Source organism: Pseudarthrobacter sp. P1 (assembly GCF_050156935.1).
GTDB lineage: Bacteria > Actinomycetota > Actinomycetes > Actinomycetales > Micrococcaceae > Specibacter.
On record NZ_CP189584.1, the window covers coordinates 3,966,042 to 3,981,382 of the forward strand.

The 15,341-nt window shown below is 70.1% G+C and carries 8 protein-coding genes; all 8 read left to right on the forward strand.

Annotated features, from left to right (window positions below):
• Window positions 1-116 precede the first annotated feature (116 nt).
• The 8 genes from ACQCSX_RS18625 (at window position 117) to ACQCSX_RS18660 (ending at window position 15,338) form a co-directional block, all read left to right on the forward strand.
• Window positions 117-680: a 50S ribosomal protein L25/general stress protein Ctc gene (locus tag ACQCSX_RS18625; protein WP_427016715.1), complete on the forward strand. Its 564-nt coding sequence runs from the start codon at window positions 117-119 to the stop codon at window positions 678-680.
• Window positions 681-691: 11 nt separating this feature from the next.
• A complete protein-coding gene (pth, locus tag ACQCSX_RS18630) occupies window positions 692-1,276 on the forward strand; it encodes an aminoacyl-tRNA hydrolase (protein WP_427016716.1) in 585 nt (194 codons plus the stop codon).
• Window positions 1,277-1,381: 105 nt separating this feature from the next.
• The gene (locus ACQCSX_RS18635; RefSeq protein WP_427016717.1) at window positions 1,382-4,111 is read left to right on the forward strand and encodes a LuxR C-terminal-related transcriptional regulator; all 2,730 of its coding nucleotides are present in this window, start codon (window positions 1,382-1,384) and stop codon (window positions 4,109-4,111) included.
• Window positions 4,092-6,854 (forward strand): LuxR C-terminal-related transcriptional regulator, encoded by a 2,763-nt coding sequence (locus tag ACQCSX_RS18640; RefSeq protein WP_427016718.1) that lies wholly within the window; start codon window positions 4,092-4,094, stop codon window positions 6,852-6,854. Before ACQCSX_RS18635 ends, ACQCSX_RS18640 begins: the two co-directional genes overlap by 20 nt.
• 192 nt (window positions 6,855-7,046) lie before the next feature.
• Window positions 7,047-9,767 (forward strand): LuxR C-terminal-related transcriptional regulator, encoded by a 2,721-nt coding sequence (locus ACQCSX_RS18645; protein WP_427016719.1) that lies wholly within the window; start codon window positions 7,047-7,049, stop codon window positions 9,765-9,767.
• The gene (locus tag ACQCSX_RS18650) at window positions 9,764-12,457 is read left to right on the forward strand and encodes a LuxR C-terminal-related transcriptional regulator (protein ID WP_427016720.1); all 2,694 of its coding nucleotides are present in this window, start codon (window positions 9,764-9,766) and stop codon (window positions 12,455-12,457) included. Before ACQCSX_RS18645 ends, ACQCSX_RS18650 begins: the two co-directional genes overlap by 4 nt.
• Window positions 12,458-12,904: 447 nt before the next feature.
• Window positions 12,905-14,299, forward strand: coding sequence for a nucleotide sugar dehydrogenase (locus ACQCSX_RS18655; RefSeq protein WP_427016721.1), 1,395 nt, complete (start codon window positions 12,905-12,907; stop codon window positions 14,297-14,299).
• Window positions 14,300-14,327: 28 nt separating this feature from the next.
• The gene (locus ACQCSX_RS18660; protein ID WP_427016722.1) at window positions 14,328-15,338 is read left to right on the forward strand and encodes a dTDP-glucose 4,6-dehydratase; all 1,011 of its coding nucleotides are present in this window, start codon (window positions 14,328-14,330) and stop codon (window positions 15,336-15,338) included.
• Window positions 15,339-15,341: the final 3 nt, after the last annotated feature.

Below are 15,341 nucleotides of genomic sequence, written 5' to 3' on the forward strand. Positions count from 1 at the left end.
CGCACCACGCGGCGTTCCGTCATCGACTGGGTCTGCAACTCCTTCACGGCAACGTGGCGGTTCGTGGCCAGGCCTCAAGTCCAAAGCCGAATCCCACCCCCTGAAGGAGTTTTTCCATGACTGACATCAAGCTTGCCGCTGAACTGCGCACCGAATTCGGCAAGGGCGCTGCCCGCCGCGCCCGCCGCGCCAACCAGATCCCCGCCGTCATCTACGGCCACGGCGAAGAGCCCATCCACATCGTTCTGCCGGAGCGCGAGACCACCCGCGCCGTGCGTGCCTCCAACGCCCTGCTGACCCTGAACGTTGCCGGCGAAGAGCACCTCGCCCTGGTCAAGGACATCCAGCGCGACCCGCTGCTGCAGATCATCGAGCACATCGACCTGCTGACCGTCGTCAAGGGCGAAAAGGTCACCGTTGAGATCCCCGTCGTCCTCGTGGGCGAAGCCGCTTCCGGCACCGTTGTGAGCCAGGAAGCCAACCACATCTCCCTCGAGGCCGAGGCCACCCACGTGCCGGTTCACGTTGAGGTTTCCATCGAGGGCCGCAAGGCCGGCGAGCGCATCCACGCTTCCGACCTGGTGCTGCCGACCGGCTCCACCCTGCTGGCCGACGCCGAGACCCTGATCGTGAACTTCAACGAGGCCGCTGCTGTCGCCGAAGAAGCTGCTGCAGAGTAGTCTCCACCTTGATGGGCAACACCTGGCTTGTAGTCGGGCTCGGGAATCCCGGGCCCGGCTACAGCCGCAACAGACACAATATTGGCTACATGGTGGTCGAGGAGCTGGCATCGCGCGTGGGCTCCTCCTTCAAGACCCACAAGGCCCGCGCCCTGGTGGCCGAGGGCCGGTTGGGCATTGGCGGCCCCAAACTCATTCTGGCGAAGTCGCTGACCTTCATGAACCTTACGGGTGGCCCGACGGCGGCGCTGGCCAAGTTCTTCGACGTCGACGCGGACCATGTCATAGCCGTCCATGACGAGATCGACATCCCGTTCGACACCATCAAACTCAAGCTTGGCGGCGGCGAGGGCGGCCACAACGGCCTGCGCGACATGTCCAAGACACTGGGCACCAAGGACTACTACCGCGTCCGCGCCGGCGTCGGGCGGCCTCCGGGGCGCCAGGATGCTGCCGACCACGTGTTGAAGGATTTTTCCGCTCCGGAGGCCAAGGAACTGCCCTTCCTCATCGGCGATGCCGCGGACGCCACCGAGCTGCTGATCACCGATGGACTGGTGGCAGCGCAGCAGAAATTCCACGGACAGGTGCGCTAGCCGTCGCCGAGTGACACGGCGCAGCTCCCTACTGGCGGGGCCATGATGGCGGTATGGTGAAATGTACGCACATTCCAGCCGCTTGACCGTGTCCGGGGGTAATTAGTGAGCGGGTCCCTCGACGGAGCAGAACGCATACCGGCAGACGCCATCGACGTGCGGGGCGAGCCCCACCCGATGGGTGCGGCTGCCAGGGCGCGATGGTCGTCGGTGGTCCGCCAGGACGCGGTGGACGCCGTGGCGGCGCAGCTGGGCTCCGGGGTCGTCGAGGGCGTCGTCATCAGCGGCGGCGCCGGCACCGGAAAGACCACGCTCGCCCGCGCCGTCGAACGGCGGTTGGTCCGTAAGAACCGAACCCTGCACCTCTACGGAAAAGTGGCCAGCGCGGCCGTTCCGTTCGGCCAGCTAGACTTCCTGCTGGCCCGGTTGGCGCCCGAGGCGATGGCCTCGCCCGGGGCAATTGTCAGTGCCATCAGCGAGCTGATCCGCACCGACGCCGCCGGCAAGCCCACGCTGGTCGTGGTCGACGACCTCCCCGCCATGGACGACATGAGCACCGCCGTCCTGATGCACCTGATGCTGGGCGGCCATGCCAAGGTGCTGGTGCTGGTGCGCCAGCTGGGTGATCTGCCCGAGGATCTGGCCTGGCGGTTGAAGGACCACATGATGGCCCATGTGCACCTGCCGGACTTCTCCCGCCCCGAGGTGCTGGAGCTGCTCACCGGGACGCTGGGCCACACCGTCTCGGCCACGGCTGTGAGCGGCCTCCATGCCGCCAGCCACGGCAATCCGCTGGTGCTCCAGGCCATGGTGACCGAGCAGCTGCGCTCGGACAACCTGCACCTGAACGAGAACGTCTGGGCCCTGCGCGGCCCTGTCACAGTGGCCTCGGCCGATGCCCTCGCCGAGCTCGTCCAGGCCCGGCTGGCGCGCGAACCCGCCGGTGTGCGCGAGGCCCTGGAGGAGATGGCCATCCTGCGCCGGAGCCCGCTGGCGGTGCTGGCGGACCTGTGGGGTCCGGAGATGATGGCCTGGCTTGAGGAATCCGGGTATCTGGCCATTGAACGCAACGACAGGCGCTGGGTGTCGCTGGCGGACGACTACCTCGGCACAGTGCTTTTGGGCTGGATGGACGAGACCCGGCGGCGGGCGTTGCATCGGCGCATTTCCGCCATGGTGGGGCCCGACCCGGGCAGTCTGGCCATGGAGGATCTGCTGACGTTTGCGCTGTGGACCATCGACGGCGGCGGCCCGCTTGACCCGGCCGTGGCGCTGGAGGCCGCCCGGTTGGCCCTTGGCCTGTTCGACCCGTCCTTGGCGCTGCGCTGCGCCGGGACCATCACGCCCGCGGATCCGCAGTGGGTGGCGGCGTGCCAGCAGCGCAGCTGGGCGCACCTGGTGCTCGCCGATCCACGGGCCGCCCTGGCCGCCCTCCGCGAGGCGAGCGCCGAGCAGCTGGCTGCGGTCAGCGCCGTCGACTACGGCGCCTACATGGTCCAACTGTGCAGGGTGTTGCTGTACCTGCCGGAGGGAACCGGCCTGATCGAGCAGGCCCTGGCCGGGGCGGAGGAGGCCATGGCGGCACGCGCCGGCGACGGCGGTGATCTGCGCGACGGCGCGGACCAGCTCAAGCTGGCCGGTTATGCCCTCAAGGTCCACCAGGGCGAGTTCGCCGAGGTCGTCGATGGCCTGGAAAAGGCCTACCTGTCCGGCACCGACCATGGTTTCCGGCTCAATTGCGGCGCCCTGCTCTCGGTGGCCTGGGCCATGACGGGCCGCGAACTGGACGCCGTCACGCTGTCCCTGGACGTGGCGGCCGAGGCCGACGCGGCGGGCATCGCGCTGAGCATGCGCGCCGAGTGCCGCGAGGGCCTCTACCTGGGGCGGCTGTTCTCGGGGGATTGGCGCGCCTGCACGTCCGCCCTGCGCCAGGTGCTGGACGAGGTCCCGGGCGCCATGCGGTATGGCGGTGGTGCCGCCGAACTGGCCCTGGGCGTGGGCTACCTCTACGCCGGCCACGGCAAGCTGGCGCTGGGCCTGCTGCACGGGGCCAAGGCACAGCTCGATGTCCGCGACAACCTGCCGGACTCCGCGTTCGCCGACTCCGCCCTCGCCTTCGCCTATGCCCAGCTCGGCGACGCCGCCGCGGCCCGGCGCCATCTGGACCTGGCCGCCGAGTGCAGCCCGCCGCGGGAATGGGTGGTGAGGTCGATGGCCGAGTTCTGCAACCTGATGGCCCGGCGCTGGCTCCAGGAGCCCGGGGCCAAGCAGAAACTCATCGAATCCGCCCGGGTAGACCTCGCCAAGGGCAGGATCACGGCGGCCTCGACGTCCCTGTTTGGCGCCACCGTCCACGGCACGGACGAGGAATTTGCCCTGCTTGAGGAGATCAGCGCCCGGCGGCAGGGCGGCATGGCCCGCATCAATGTCCTGATGGCCTCCGGCAGCCGGACCAAGAACGCCGCGACCCTGCTGGAAGCGGCCGATGCCGCCCGCGCCCTGGGGCTGGATGCGGTGGAGTCGCGGGCCCTGGTGCTGGCGACGGACATTGACAGAGGGGTGCATCCAGGTGCCGGCTGGCGCGAGGCCCAGGCCCGGCTGGAGGAGCTGGCCGCCACCTTGCCGCTGCTGCCGCTCGCGCCGCACACGCACGGGCCGGAGCTGACCGGCCGTGAACGCCAGATTGCCAAGATGGCCGGCGAGGGTCTGAGCAACCGCGACATCGCGGCCGCCCTGGATGTCTCCGTGCGCACCATTGAGGGGCACCTCTACCAAATATTCACGAAACTGGGGATTTCATCCAGGAGCGACATCGATGGACCCCAGCGATTCTGAATCCGGCAGCGCCCGGGCCATGCCCGGGTTGGCTGCGCCGCGCGAGCCGTGGATCGACCACAATGCCGTGGTGGCCACCATCGAGGGCATGCTCGAGGGGGCCGAATGCCGGGCGGTCTTTGTCCTGGCGGACTATGGGCTGGGCGCTTCGTCCCTGCTGGCCCGGCTGGGCGAGCGGGCCCCAACCGGAACCACTGTGCTTGCCGTCCATGCCACACCTGCCCTGGCCGCCGTGCCCTATGGCGCACTGGCCCCCTATTTGGCGGACGTCCGGGGCGGCAACCTGACCCGGGTGCTGGTGCTCCGTGCCCTCTGGGAGCGGCTGGGCCCGGCGGCGGCCGCGCACCGCCCGGCCCTGGTCCTCGTTGACGACGCCCAGGTGCTCGATGACGCCTCGGCCGAGATCATCACCGAACTGGTCCGCGCCGAGTGGGCCAAGGTGGTGGCCACCAGCAAACCCCGGCCGGGACTGCCGGACCCGCTGGTCCGGCTGTGGGATGAGGGATGGGCCGAGCGTTTTGACCTGCAGCCGCTCGGGCCGGCCCAGGTGCATGAATTGTGCACGCTGGTGCTGGGCGGGACGGTGATGGCCAGCACCAGCAGGAGTTTGTGGGCGGCCTCCGGCGGGAATCCGCTGATGGTCAAGACACTGCTCGCGGAGTTCCGCCGCAGCGGTGCCTTGCTCCAGCGCAACGGCGTCTGGCTGCTGACCTCCGCGGGGTACGGCGGGACGCCGCTGGAGGCGGCCGATGTGGTTGCCATGCAATTGCGCCGGCTCAGCGCCCCGGCCCGCGAGGTGCTGAACCTGATTGCGCTCGCCGAACCGGTCGAACAGGCCCAGGTGGTGTCCCTGTTGGGCGAGGAGCCACTGGCCGAACTTCTGGACGAACGGCTGGTGCAGCGCGGCGGCCGCACGGGGACCGCCCTGGGCCTGGTCAACCCGCTGTATGGCGCGGTCCTGCGCCGCACCGTACCCGCCTCCCGCTCCATGGACCTGCACCGGCGGTTTCTGGCCACCATGGTGGTGCACCCCGACGAACCTGCGGCGCTGCTGCGCTTTGTGGCGTGGTCGCTGGAGTGCGGCACCGACGTTGAGGACGCCCTGCTGGTGCGCGCAGCGGAGCTGGCGTGCAAAATCTTCCGCAACGAAACGGCCCTGCGCATCGCCGCCGCCGTGCGGGATCCGGCGTTGAACGGCCGGCGGGCTGCGATCATGGCACGGGCACACTTCAACATGGGCCACTACGCCCAGGCTGCCGAATTGCTGGAACCTGCCGCGGGGCACGTGCCGGACCTTGACTCGATGATGTTCCATTCCCTGCTGCGGGCCGCCGTCCGCACCGCGCTGGGGCATCCGGTGGCGGACATCAGCGCCGATGCCGCAGCGCTGCGGGCCTGGGGACAGCACGAATCCCAGCGCGCCCGGGATGCCGGCGATGAGGCCGCGGCGGCGCAGGCGTTGGCGGCCACGGCCACCCGCAGCTCCGTCCTTGACCTGCTGGCCGCTTCGATGACGGGGGACTACGCCACGATGGGCCCGCTGGCGGAGAAACTGCTGGCTGCGGCTCCGGCCGAACCGGGGCAGGGCCAGTTGTTGACCCGCGCACTGGTCCTGGCGCTCGACGCCGAACGGCAGTGCGCGATGGGCCGGCCGTTGGCCGGGGTGGCACGCGCGATGGAGGCCTTCGCGATTGTCCAGCCGGAGGGGCAAAGCGTCTTCTTCCTGCCCGAGTTCATTTTGGTCCGCCATCTTGCCTGCTGCCTCAGCGCCGGGGAATGGGCCGCGGCCCAGACCTTGATGGACGAGTACTTCCTGTCCTCGGGCGCGGCGATGGTGTCCTTCAGCGGCTCCATCCACGTCGGCATCGGGTACATGGCCGTGCGGCAGGGCAACCTGGCCCGGGCGCAACCGATCCTCATGGCAGGGTTGGAAGCGCTGCGCGAAAGCGATCCGGAACAGATGATGTCCCTATGTGCGGCCCTGGCCTTCTATGCCGCGGCCGCCCTGGGACAGCGCGAGACGGCCGAATCGCTGATGGCCGAATACCTGGACTGGACCAAGGCCGGGATGTATCTGGTGACCTCCAATGCCCGGGACTACTTCAATGCGGGGCTGGAACTGCTGCGTGGGGACGGCAGCGGGATTGCCGCATTGCTGGCCAGCGCCGATGCCGCGGCGGTCCAGCATGCCGCCTTCCTGGAATTGCATGCGTTGGAACTGGCCGTGGGCCTGGGCGAGAGGAGCCGGCTGGAGCGGTTCACCGAGCTGGCCGGCCGCACCGAGGGCGGCTGGGCCGCGGCCCTGGCAAAATACGGCTGGGCCCTGCAGGCGGGGGATGTGCCGCACTATCTGCGCGCCGGCGACGCCCTGCGCGAGGCCGGCATCTACGGTGCCGCGGTGCCCTGCTACGAGGGGGCGCTGGCCCTGATGGGCCGCAACCACGACCGCGAAATGGTGCCTCGTGTGCGCGAGCTGCTGGCGCAGTGCCGTGAAGCCACCGGGGCCGACTGGGACGGGGCCGAGGATGCGGCGCCGCGCCCCGCATCCGCGCTGCTCACGCGGCGCGAACGCGAGGTGGTGGACCTGGTGCTGGCGGGGTTGGGTGACAAGGAAATCGCCGGGGCACTGCATCTTTCGGTCCGCACGGTCGAGGGACACTTGTACCGCTGCTACACCAAATTGGGTATTACGGCACGCGGCCAGCTGGCCGCTGCCGTCGAATCCCGGGGGCAGCAGGTCTGATCTGGGCGTGGACTGACGCATTTCCACGTAGTGCTGTCCGCAAAAACGAGTAGTAGGTACTCGTGTCAGGGGAAAACACTCTCGCTACCGTGGACTCACAGTCAGAAGCATGAATGCAAAGGTCTCAGCCATGTTGCAACCAGTCTGGAGTTCGGCACCGGGGATCGATTCGCGGCAGCGTGGGTGGCTGCCGTGAAGTCCGTCGAGGTGCATTGGCCCTTCACCGGCCATGCCACGGCAGTGGGGCAGATTGCCCAGTCACTCCGGGGGGTCGACGCGCCCCCGGGTCCAGGGTCCGCGGGTGTCCTCCTGAGCGGCCCCTCAGGTGTGGGCAAGACGTATTTGGCCAACCAGGCGCTCAAGGAACTGCGGGCGGAGCTGCTGGTGATGGGGCTGCGGGTCAGCCCGGCACTGGCGACCCAGCCCTACGGCGCCCTGACGGTGCTGTTGAGCGAGCTGGATCCGGAAACCATCAACCACCCGGTCCATGTGCTGGCAGGGCTGATGGCATTGCTCCAGGAGCGGGCCGCGGGCCGCGGCATCTGCCTCTACGTGGACAATGCCAGTGAACTGGACGAATTGTCCGCCGTCGTCATGGCCCAGCTCGCCCGGTCCGGAACCGTCCGTTTGCTGCTCACCTGCGCCGATGCCGTCCATCTGCCGCGCGAACTTGCGGATCTGGCCAAGGACGGACTGGTCCGTGAGTTCACCGTGGCGCCGCTGGGCTTCGCGGAGGCCCTGGCGTGGATGCAGGCCGGGCTGGGGGCCACGGTGTCCCGGCAGGTGGCCCGCGTGCTCTGGACTTCCAGCGGGGGCAATCCCTTGTTCCTGCGCACCCTGGCCGGCACCCTGCACGAGGCAGGGGCCATGCTGCTGCGCGACGGCGTCTGGGTGCTCGCGGAGGAAAAGCTGCAGCACGGATCCCCGGCGATGGAACTCTTCGCCACCACGCTGGCACGGCTGGACCCGCCCGGGCGGCGCGTGGTGGAGATTGTGGCCCTCGCGGAGGCGCTGCCGCTGGGCGCGCTGCTGGCGGTGGCCGGGGCGCAGGAGGTGGATGGGCTGGAGGAGGCAGGCCTGCTGCGCATCGATGCCGCGAAGTCGGTCCATCTGGACAACCAGCTGTTCGCCGCCACCGTCCGTGCCCATGTGCCCGAGGGCCGCAGCAACGAGCTCCGGCTCCAGGTTCTGGCCGCTGCGGACGGCACCGCTGCCCGGGGTGTGCCCGGCGTGCACGAGGTGGAGCTGGCCTGTGCACGCTGGACGCTGGATTGCGGCGCACCGCTGGGCCGGGACACGGCCCTGGCGGCGGCCCGGCTGGCCAACAACAACCTCGATGCCCGGCTGGCCCTGCGCCTGGTGGAGACCATCGGAGCCGGCGCCGACACGGCGGTGGCCACGGAACGGATCCGGGCCCTGATGACGCTCGGACGGCCCACGGAGGCACTGTCCGTGCTGCGCTCCTACCAGGCCCTCCAACATCCGGAGCCCGGCCTGGCCGACTGGGCGGGGCTGATGCTGGCCGAGACGTCCGTGCTGCTGACCCGGCCCGATGGCTGGCCGGCGGCCGCAGCCATCCTGGCGAAGGTTCGTGGCGAACTCTACCCCTCGGCGGGGGATCCCACGGTGGTGCCGGAGGGGGCCGACGCCGGACTCCTGCGCGAGGCGCTGGTGCTCGCCGAAGCCGGTGCGGCGGCCTGGACGGGGGCGGGGACGCCGGAGCTGGTGCAGTCATTGGAAGCGTTCTACGCGGATTCGGCCGCCCACGCCCCGTGCTTCCGCCTGCTGGCCGGCAGCCATCTGTGCCAGTTGCTGGCGGTCCAGGGTGCCGCCGTCGCCGCCGGCACCCTGGCGGACACCCTGCTGGCCCGGTACAACCCACCGCTGGTGCCCGTGGAGGTCATGCTGGCCGCCCATGGGCGCATCTACTACAGCTATCTGCTGGCCGGCCGCTGGGACGAGGCCGCGGCGCTGATGCGCCGGGATGAGGAATCCCTGGACACGGCATCGCTCTTTGACCTATACAACTCCACCGAGCTGCCACAGGCCGTGCTGGTGGCGCTGCGCGGCTGGGGTCCGGAGTGCCTGGCCCTGCTGGAACCGGCCATCAGCCAGTTGAAGGTGCACGATGCCGGCGGCGCCCTGGGCCTGGCCCATGCGGCCTATGCCTACGCCTGCGCCACCAGCGGACGGCCGGCCGAGGCCATGGAGCATCTGGCGGCCAAGGAGCGGTACACCGGCACCGGCGAGTGGGTGGTGGAACGGCTGGGCGCCTATTTCTGCCTGATGGCCCGGGGCAAGGCCCTCGGCGCGGACGGCCCCGCACGCGAGCTGCGGGAACTGGCCGCCGAGGACGCCGCCGCGGGCCGCGGCAGCGCCGCAGTGGTGTCGCTGAGCCTGGCCATCCGGCTGGGGAGCACGGATGCCGCGGGGGAGCTGCTGGAGCTGCTGGAGCGGGCCGGCGGGTACGACGGCGGCTATGCCCAGGTCTGCGCCGCATACGCCCGCGGGCTGCTGGAGCAGGACCCGGCGCAGCTGGCCCAGGCCGCGGCCCAGGCGGTGCAACTGGGCAACGACGGCTTCGCCATTGACGCGGCGGAGGCGGCCCTGGCGCTGGCCCCCGGAGTCTTGGAGAAGAACAGGATCCGCCGGCTGCGGGCCCTGCTGGAGGGCGCCCGGCGCCGTGCCGGGGGCACCCATCCCGGCGCAGCGGCGGCCCTCCCGTTGACCCGTCGCGAAATCCAGATCGGCACGCTTGCCGCCGTCGGGTCCGCCAACAAGGACATTGCCCGGACCCTGCACATCTCCGTGCGGACCGTCGAGGGCCACCTGTACCAAATCTTTTCGAAGTTGCGGATCGCCGAGCGTTCGGAACTGTCCTTTGCGCTCGGAGTAGCGGGGGAGGACCAATGACAACGGAAACCACTGTGGCCGGGGCGCTGCTGGGACGCGAGGGGGTGGCCGCGGCGGTGCTGGACACGCTGCTGGACACCGACGGCCACGGCGCCCTGGTGCTGGGCGAGGCGGGGATGGGCAAGACGGCCCTGGTCCGGCATGTGCTGGCCCAGGCCGGCGGGCGCATCCGCCCGTTCTACACCTTCGCCTCCCCGGCGCTGGCCTCCGTCCCCTACGGCGCGCTGGCCCCGCTGCTGACGGGCCTGACCCCCGGCCTGACGGGCACCCCGACGGCGGTGGTGCGTGCCCTGATGGCGACCCTGCGCGGCGGTGAGCGCGACGGCGCCCCGGCCGTGGTGGTGGTGGACGACGCCCAGTACCTGGACGACGCCAGCGCCGCGGCCATAGCCGCCCTGGCCGCTGCCGGGGCGGCGAAGCTGGTCTTCCTGTGCCGGACCTTTCCGCCGCCGCCGGCCGAGCTGGTGCAGATGTCGGCGGACGGCCTGCTGGAGCGCTTTGAGCTTGAGCCGCTGGATGCGGCCCAGTCGGAGCAGCTGTGCCGAAGCATCCTGGGCTCTCCCGTGATGCCCAGCGCCGCGGCCCTGCTGGGCCGGACCGCCGGCGGAAACCCGATGTATCTGCGCGAACTTCTGGACCATGCCCGCGGCACGGGTGCGCTCCTGCAGCGCAACGAACTCTGGCTGTTGGTGGCCGAGCCTGCCGGGTTCACCCTGCGCCTGCGGGACCTGGTCCGCAACCAGGTCTTGTTGCTGAGCGTGGCCCAGCGTGATGCGCTGGAGGCCATTGCCCTGGCCGAATCGATCGAGCTGGCCGTGTTGCAGCGCTGTGTGGAGAGCTCCGCGGTGGACCATCTGGAGGAGGCACAGTTCATCCAGGTGGCCGCCGATGCCGGACGCACCGTCCGCCTGGTCCAGCCGCTGGTGGGGGAGGTCATCCGCTCGCTGGTGCCCACGGCACGCAGCATGGCCATCCGGCGCCGGATCATCTCGATGATGGATGCGCGCCCCGCCACCACCGGCGGGCTGCTGCGCTACGTGGATTGGGCACTGGAGTGGGGCGTGCAGATCCCCGATGAGGACATCCTGGCCGCGGCGGTGGTCGGCAACCGGCTGTTCCTGCCGGACTTTGTCGACGCCGCGGCCAGTGCTGTCAGCGATCCGGCGCTGGCCGGGGCCGCGAAAGTCGAGCTGGCCCGGGCGCATATGTGCCGCGGCGACGATCGTTCGGCCGCGGCGGCCCTGGCCTCGGTGGTGGAGACGGACGGCCGTCCCGCCACGGTCCGGGCCGCGGCCCTGCTGCGCGGCACCATCGCCCTGCGCTTGGGGCGCGGGCAGGTGGCGGTGGCCGCCGTTGCCGAGGCGTGGTCGGCGGCGGTGCCGCGTCTGCTGGCCGCCGGTGCCCTGGACGCGGCCGGCGCCGACCACCACCTGGTGGGCTGCCGGCTGCTGGCCATCCAGGCCGCCCATGCCGGCGGGGACTACCACGGTGCCGAGGCGGAGCTGAGATCCCTGTGGGAGGGCGCGCGGGGTGACGCCGAGAACCGCATCCTGGCCGGGGCCCTGTTGGCCGAGGTGCTGGCTGTCACCGGCCGGCCGCTGACAGCTATCCAGGTGGTCAATGACGCCCTGGACCTGCTGGGCTCCGGTGGCGAAACGCTGGCCCACCACAGCGAATTTGTGCTCCGCCGCTACCTGTTGGCCCTGCTCAACGCCGGCGAATTCGAGGTCCGGGCCCGGTACGTGGAGTCGTTCGTGGAGAGCCAGCACGCGTCCCTGCTCTACTATGGCGGATCCTTCCACCTGGCGCAGGGGCTCGGCGACCTGGCCCAGGGGAACATTGCCGCCGCGCTGGGACTGCTGGGTGCCGCGGTGGAGGGGCTGCGGGAGTCCGATCCCGGCAACGACCTGCCCATGGCGCTGGCCGCGGCGGCATATGCGGCGGCGACGCTGGGCCAGCTGGATGCTGCGGCGGCGTATGTCCAAGGCTTTGCGGCCTGCGATCCGGCGCGCGGGCGGCTCACCGCCGTGCTCTCCAGCGCCTACGCCGCGGCCGCCCGCGCCGTGCTGCCGGGCCACCCCGCGGCGGCCGCCGAGCTGCTGGAGCTGGCCACGGAGGCCGGGGACTGCGGCGCCGTGGCGGCCGAAATGGACATCCTGACGTTGGCCATCCATGCCGGGGACACCTCCGTAGCGCCGCGGCTGGCCGAACTGGCCGCCGGGAGCGAGGGCCGGGCGGCGGAATTCTCGCTCGCGTTTGCCACGGCGCTGACGGCCCGCGACGCAGCCGCCCTGATGCGTCTGGGCGACGACGCCGCCACCGAGGGCAGGGACCTTCCGGCCGCCAAATGTGCGGCGGCGGCCGTGGCCATCCTGGAACGGCGCGGGGACCGTGGCCGCATCCACGACGCCGTCCGTGCGCTCAAGCGGCGCACCGCGGCACTGGGCCATCTGGGCGAGGCGGCCGCCTCCAGCGCCGCGGACGGGGCCGGGGCCGTCGTGCGCTTGACGCGCCGCGAGGCGGAGATCGCCGAACTGGTCCACCGGGGCGCCAGCAACCGCGACATCGCCGTCGAGCTCTCCCTGTCCCTGCGGACGGTGGAGGGCCACCTGTACCGGATGTTTGCCAAGCTGGGCATCGCCCACCGGGATGAGCTGGCCGGGGGCGCCTACGACGTCTGGCAGCACTGAGGGGGACGGGCCATCGCGTGGGTCCGGCGCAAGTTGCGCCGGGCCCACACGGCTGTCCGCGGGCTGATGCCGGCGCTTCCAAGTATCCATGCGAGTAGTGCGTGGTCCAGGAGCGCGTACCGCACTCTATCTGCGTGGAATCCCCGGACAAAGACGGGTAGAAGCCACTCGCGTCATTGCAGCGGGCCATCCTTACGCTGAGGTTGTTGGTTGAAATCGGCCGGCAGGGGTTGAAGTTGGGTCTCTTTTGATGCATGTACGAGCTGGCTCAAAGCTCATTCAATATAAGGGCCGCCACCAGGCGGTTGGGTTCGCGCCAATGGCGCGCACCCCCTCAAACGAGCCGGCGGCCACGCTTTATGGACCTTCTGAGACCGAGGTTCCACAGCGGCGCCGCCGGCTCCTTGTCTGCGTCGAAGCATCGTTATTAAGGGAGGAGAGACGCTCATGGCACCGAATACTAGGATCAAGGCCCGCAAGGCGGGGTTGATGGCAAGCCCGCCCGTGCACGCCGGCATTGAACCCATGGGGTGGGCTGAAGAGGACGGCATTTCCCAGACGACGCGAACAGCGCACGGCTCGGGTTTCAGTTTTGACGTGGCCATTGTGGGATTGGGCTATGTCGGCCTGCCCACGGCCCTGGCCATCAACGCCTCCGGCCGCAAGGTGGTCGGATTGGACGTCTCGGAAGGCCGGTTGGCCACCATCCGCTCGCAGCAGGCGGACCTGCTGGGGTCGGACAGGGCCCGCCTGGGCGCTGCCCTGGAGGACCCCAACTTCGTGATCAGCACGGACCTGTCCCTGCTGGCCAAGGCCGCCGCGGTGATCGTCTGCGTCCCCACCCCGGTGGACCCGTACCTGGTGCCCGACCTGGGCATCCTGCGCGCGGCGTGCGCCTCGGTGGTTGAGTTCGCCGTGCCGGGGCAGCTGCTCATGCTGACCTCGACCACCTACGTGGGCAGCACCCGCGACATGCTGGCGCTGCCGCTGGCGGCCCGCGGCCTGGTGCCCGGCAAGAATGTGTTCGTGGCGTTCTCGCCCGAGCGGATCAACCCCGGCGTGGATGAGTACTCCCATGAGGACGTGCCGCGGGTGGTGGGAGGCGTGACGGAGGCCTGCGGCCGGGCCGCCGCGGAACTGCTGCAGGCCAGCACCAAGCTGGTCCACGTGGTGCCCAGCGCCGATGCGGCGGAGATGACCAAACTGGTGGAGAACACCTTCCGTGCCGTCAACATCGCCCTGGCCAACGAGTTCGCGGACATCTGCCAGGCGATGCACATCGAGGTCATGGATGTCATCAATGCCGCGGCAACCAAGCCGTACGGCTTCATGCCGTTCATCCCCGGCCCCGGCGTGGGCGGACACTGCATTCCCTGCGATCCGCACTACCTGCTCTGGCAGCTGCGCAAGGCCCGGCTGGCCACGCCCGTCATCGAAAGCGCCATGGCCGGCATCGCCGCCCGGCCGCACCAGGTGGTGGAGCGGGCCCGCCGGATCCTCTCGGACCGTGACCACGGCATCAGCGCCGCGCGGGTGCTGATTGTGGGAGTGGCCTACAAGCCCGATGTCGAGGACCTGCGCGAATCGCCGGCCCTGGAGATCATCGAGGCGTTGCGGTCCGAGGACGCCCAGGTGGCGTACTACGACCACTGGTGCCCCACGGCACCGGACGGAAGCGGTGGACAGTTGTCCTCGCTGGAGGACCCGGCCGCCTGGAAGCCGGATCTGGTCATCGTGCACACCCGGCACACCGGCGTCGACCTGAGCTGGCTTGACGACGTGCCAGTGGTGCTCGACACCACCTACAGGCTGCCCAACGCAGCCAACCTGATCCGGCTGTAGCCAGCCGGGGTGCGAGAAGGAGACAACCATGAAAAGTGCAATCACCGGAGGGGCCGGCTTCATCGGCAGCCACCTGGTTGAGCATTTGCTGGCGGCTGGGGACGACGTAGCGGTTCTGGACAACCTCTCCACCGGCCGAATCGAAAATCTGGCGCCCGTGCTCAAGAATCCCCGCTTCACCTTCACGGAGGGGAACATTCTGGACAGGCGCGCCGTGGACTCGCTGGTGCGCGGCGCGGACCGGGTCTTCCACTTGGCCGCCGCGGTGGGCGTGAACCTCATTGTGGAGCACCCGCTTGAGAGCCTGCGCACCAACATCCACGGCACGGAGGTGGTGCTGGACGCCGTGCTCGACGCCGGGGCCAGCCTGCTGCTGGCCTCCACCAGCGAGGTCTACGGCAAGAACGCCTCCGACAGCCTGAACGAGGAATCGGACAGGATCCTCGGGTCCGCCCTGAAGTCCCGCTGGACCTACGCCGCGGCCAAGGGCATCGACGAGGCCTTTGCCCATTCGTACTGGCGCGAGTTTGGCCTGCACGTGGCGATCGTGCGGCTCTTCAACACCGTGGGGCCGCGGCAGCGCGGCCGGTACGGCATGGTGGTGCCCCGGCTGATCCGCCAGGCCCTGTCCGGGGAACCGGTGACGGTCTACGGCGACGGCCTGCAGACGCGCTGCTTCTCCTATGTCGGGGACATCGTCCCGGCCATCACCCGCATCTCCGCGGAACCTGCGGCCTACGGCAACGCCTACAACCTTGGCGGCAGCCACGAGATCTCCATCATGACGTTGGCCCAGCGGATCGTCGAGCTGTTGGAAAGCCCCAGCACGATCACGCTGGTGCCCTACGAGGAGGCCTATGCTGAGGGCTATGAGGACATGCGCCGCCGGGTGCCCGACAACTCCCGCTCGCGGGCGCTGGTGGGGTTCGAGCCCAAGACCACACTGGATGAGATCATTCTCAATGTGGCGGCCGAGTTCCGGCTCGGCGCCGGAGGGCGGGCGTCACAGCCCCGTGCGGCCGCCGTGGCCGCCGGGTAGGAC